The following is a 3274-nucleotide window of genomic DNA, read 5'->3' as shown; positions in this document are numbered from 1 at the left end:
AGCGATAAGCGACATTGACTTCAATCTCCCGAACAATTTGGCGCTCGGATCGGATGCCGAACAGGTAGCCAATAAAAAGCATCTTAAAAAGCAAAACCGGATCAAACGCGGGACGACCATTGTCGGCGCAATAAAGCGCTTGAGTGCGTTCACGGATGAAATCGAAGGAGATGTGACGATCAATTAAACGAAGCAGGTGGTCTTTCGGAACTAGTTGTTCCAAGAAGGTGACCATTTCTAATTCGTGTTGGAAAGGTGTCGGTGTTTTTAGCATGCCGCTATTAAACCAAAAGGTCTCGCACTTGGCGAGGCCTTTTGGGGTTTGTCAGCAGTCTGAGGGACAGTCATCTGTCCCTTTTTTTTACTTTCAGAGTTTAATCACCTCTTAGTCCGTGATGATCTTACCTTTCGCAATCAAATCATTAATCAATTGCAGATCCGTCGTAAATCCCGTGGTGAGATTGACGCCATTAAAGATAATCTGCTGAACATCGTTACTCGTCACATTAGTCGGATTCGATGCAAGTACATTACCAGCATTAAATGCGCCGCTAGTACTTACGTACAGTGTTGTATTTGTGCCGTCCCAGTTGAAATGTAAGAATTTCTCTAGAGTACTGCTTGACTCGCCAACCAGCAAATCACGCAAATCTAAACGATCCCCACCAGCTGCAAATGTAGCCGTTCCAAAGTCGGTGATGCGGTCAATTGCTAGAGCAGCAGTTGTACCATTATCATTTAACCCCCATTTGAAAGTATCCGCACCTGCGCCGCCAGTCATAGAATCATTGCCGGTGCCACCGATCAAGACGTCATCGCCACTATTACCACTCAACGTATCATTACCACCATAACCAAACAAAATATCAGCAACACTGTTTTGACCAGTTAACGTATCTGCACCAGTGGTGCCTTCCAAGTTTCTGTAACCACCCATCTGAATATTTAAGACATTGGTAGAAGTATCTCCATCTTTGTCGGTAAATGTGTAATTAAACGATGCCGTGAGCTGTGTTCCTGTCGCGATCGAACTTCGAGTTGCTTCATTCATAGTAAATGTGTATGTACCATTCGCATTTCCAACAAATGTACCGTAAGTACTCGAACCACTCCAATTGACAGTATTGGTCAAGCCATCGGCACCACCTTGCGCCAACACTCGACCTGACGCAACTGGCAATGGCTCAACGGTCGTCACAGAGGCGAAAATACCGAAGGTACTTGCTGCATTCTCTGAAGTCTTAATTTGAGTTACCAAATTACCGTTCGCATCTTTAAAACCATTCAAATTAACAACGTAATTTTGTCCAGCAATATTGATTGTCGAGCTCGTCGCTGGCAAGTCAATGATGTCCTTCGAAGCTTCTGGATCAGCCGTGTTTGTCGTCTCTGTATGGTCTAAAACAACGGTGAATGGTACATTCGTGGACACACCATTAATGACAACATCAAATGAAATCGTCAAATCTGTTTTATCCAGAGAAGCACCACTGACAGGGAAGTTGTTATGAGTGAATTTACCAACCTCAAACAACTGCCCTAAAGTAACCGCAGTACCAGCAGCACTTGTAAATCCTACAGTGTCAACTAATTCATAACCAGATTGTGGATTGCCGGTACCCCATAATAAACGATCCACAAAGGCATCAGTAGCGTCAACATTCACGCCAGTGACCGCACCTCCACTGGTATTGACCGCGTTCACAAAACCAGCATCCAAGTCATTCACACTGATCGTATCAACCCCGACAAAGAGCTGATGTGTGAACACAGTAGTGACCGGAGAATCATCTTCAACATTGATAGTCAAGGTACCTGTACCAACGCCAAATCCATCGCTGGCACCAACACCAAAATTCAACGCTCGAATATCTTCAGAACCTGCGGTGGCATGATCAATAGGTGCGAGAAGATTGAAGTTATAGGCACCGGTCGCACTATTAATTGTTAAGGTCGCAACCTGAGTAGCACCCGCAGTACCAGTATAGGTTTGTCCAACCAAATTCCAAGTCACCGCTACCCCATTTGACGTAATGCCCACTGGTGCCGAAGTCAAACTCCATGCAGTAACAGTTCCATCTGGGTCCGTCGCTGTCATAGTCCCCGAAGTTGAAGTGGAATTCGTCGAATCTGACGGATTGCCGACAGTATCAGCGATACCTGATGTCAAACCCTCCTCAGAAACCGAACGAGCCTGTGCCGCCACAGTTGGCAACACATTATCAGTGATAGTCGCAGTACCAACAGCACTTGCATTGCTCGTCACGCCAGCAGTTCTGGTCGCTGTCAAAGTAAATGTCTCACTCGGCTCGACAAGGTTATCAGTATTGACTGGCGTACGAACCAGTACACTAGTCAAACCGGCCGCGATTGTGACACTCGTTGCATTGATCCAAGTTCCACCACCATTCGTCGAAATCTGTAAATTGTTTGCACCGCCAGAACCATAATCGACACCAACGCCTGTCGCAGAGACATTCGCCAATGCCAGATCGAATGTGGTTGCAACACTGCTGATACCACTCAAACTCAAGGTGAACTGCGCAAAACCACCACTTTCAGCAACCGTAACATTCGTCACTGAGGCGGTCGGAAGTGGCTCATTATCAGTAATACCACCATTGCCAGTCACACCTGCAATGACCAATGGCAAAGTCTCTGGCGATGCCGAATCCACCACGGCATCGTCGATTGTTGCCACCGTTACCGTAAAGTTGGTAACACCTGCTGGGACGATCAAATTACCACCGACCAAGGTCACACCATTACTGAACGTCGGGGTGGCGTTGTAATCAGCACCTGATGTCGCTGTACCACCACCCAACGCATACGCATAAGTGGAAGCGATGGTCGTTGGGCTCGACAAGGAGACGGTGTAGACCAAGTTCGTGCCTTCGACGACATTGTTGTCGCCTGTTCCTGGTGCGCCTGGTTCAACTGTGGTGATCGTTGGTTGATCGTTGTCGATGATGCCGCCATTGCCTGTCACGCCACCAACAACCAATGGCAGCGTTTCTGGCGATGCGGAATCGACGACGACATCATTGATCGTGGCAACGGTGACCGTGAAGCTGGTCACGCCACTTGGCACGATCAAATTGCCGCCAACTAAGGTCACGCCATTACTGAACGTTGGTGTGGTGTTGTAATCACTACCGGCTGTCGCTGTACCACCGCCTAAGCTGTAAGCGTAGGTGGAGACATTCGATGTCGCCGCTGACAAACTGACCGTGTAAATCAGGTTGTTACCTTCGACCACATTGTCATCGCCGAT

The 3274-nt window shown here is 47.6% G+C and carries 2 protein-coding genes; both read right to left on the bottom strand.

Features of this window, described 5'->3' with window-relative positions:
- On the bottom strand, positions 1-274 hold a 274-nt coding region (locus H8K52_RS20500), incomplete at its 3' end, for a transposase (RefSeq protein WP_186924771.1).
- Positions 275-385: 111 nt separating this feature from the next.
- On the bottom strand, positions 386-3274 hold a 2889-nt coding region (locus H8K52_RS20495), incomplete at its 5' end, for a beta strand repeat-containing protein (protein ID WP_186924770.1).

The organism is Affinundibacterium seohonense (assembly GCF_014284305.1).
Taxonomy (GTDB): domain Bacteria; phylum Pseudomonadota; class Gammaproteobacteria; order Burkholderiales; family Burkholderiaceae_D; genus Undibacterium; species Undibacterium seohonense.
The sequence above is the reverse complement of the archived record's forward strand: the minus strand, read 5'-3'. Positions and strand labels throughout refer to the sequence as shown.